The 740-nt window shown below is 35.0% G+C and carries 1 protein-coding gene; it reads right to left on the reverse strand.

Annotation, left to right across the window (positions count from 1 at the left end):
- Positions 1–740, reverse strand: a 740-nt coding sequence (locus tag HMPREF3045_RS06690) for an SHIRT domain-containing protein (RefSeq protein WP_180363013.1), incomplete at both ends; no start/stop codon positions are given.

Raw genomic sequence — 740 nt, forward strand, 5'->3', positions numbered from 1 at the left:
CAGTTTCTCCATCTTTCTTACCAGTTTGTTTAGCTGGTGTTAAATCTGTAACTGCTTTTGGAAGAGCTTTGCCTTCTGTTGCGGATACAAATTTATGATTTACATTGTAATCAGTAGGAGTAGTTTTTTTCTTGTAGATATGTTTTGTATTACCTTTTTCATCTGTTTCGGTTCTTACAAATTCATATCCATCAATCTCTTTTTTGTCTTTTGTTCCATTTTCTTTTGGAGAAATAGTATTACCATCTTCGTCTACGTATTCTGTAACTACATCAGCAGGTGGTGTGACTTTCTTCTTGTAGATATGTTTTGTATTACCCTTATCATCTGTTTCGGTTCTTACAAATTCATATCCATCAATCTCTTTTTTGTCTTTTGTTCCATTTTCTTTTGGAGCTATAGTTTTTCCGTCTTCATCGACGTATTCAGTAACTACTTCTGGAACTTGATCTGGTGTGAATTCCCATGTTCCTGTGACTTTTTCGTCTTTGTTAGAGATTTCTACTTCATCCTTATCGTATGATTTGAATGTCCATGTTCCTTTGTTTACATCATCTCTATATTCTGCGTCTTTTCCTTCTGGAACTGGGGATTTTACTTTATCGCCTTTTACTTTGCCTGGTACTTCTTCTGGGGCTTTTGCTTTTAATGCTTCTGGTAATTCTACTCCTTTTGTTCCACTTACGTATTCGTATGTTACTTTGTGTTTATTTGGTGTGAATTTCCATTCGCCTTCGAAT

This window comes from Anaerococcus sp. HMSC075B03, assembly GCF_001815585.1.
Lineage (GTDB): Bacteria > Bacillota > Clostridia > Tissierellales > Peptoniphilaceae > Anaerococcus > Anaerococcus vaginalis.